Annotated in this window: 1 pseudogene; it reads right to left on the bottom strand. The window is 79.7% G+C overall.

Features of this window, described 5'->3' with window-relative positions:
- Positions 1-359: pseudogene (locus tag A7A76_RS21075) on the bottom strand (hypothetical protein); the annotation flags it as partial.

Below are 359 nucleotides of genomic sequence, written 5' to 3'. Positions count from 1 at the left end.
CGGCGCAGGTTGTCGGCGGCGATCGCGCGCGCGGCGTCGCTGCCCGGCGCGGCGCGTTCGCCCGGCTGCCACAGCGGGCCGTCGAACGCGGCTTCGACGGTGCCGCGCGCGCGGTCGCGATCGGCCAGGGTCAGCGGCACGCCGATGCGCACGCGCATGCCGGCCAGCGCGTTCCAGTCCGGCGCGGCGGTCACCACGGTTGGCGCCAGCGCGCGCAGGCGTGATTCCAGGGCGCGATCGCGCAGCGGCTCGACCTGGGCGGCGTCGAGCGCCAGCACGGTGTCGGCGCGGCCCTTGCCGGTGGCCGGCAGTTCGGCGCGGCGCGCGCTGCCGGTCGCCACGACGGTCTGGCCCGGCGC

Source organism: Lysobacter enzymogenes (genome assembly GCF_017168095.1).
Taxonomy (GTDB): Bacteria; Pseudomonadota; Gammaproteobacteria; order Xanthomonadales; family Xanthomonadaceae; genus Lysobacter; species Lysobacter enzymogenes_D.
This window is presented reverse-complemented; position numbering and strand designations above follow the sequence as displayed.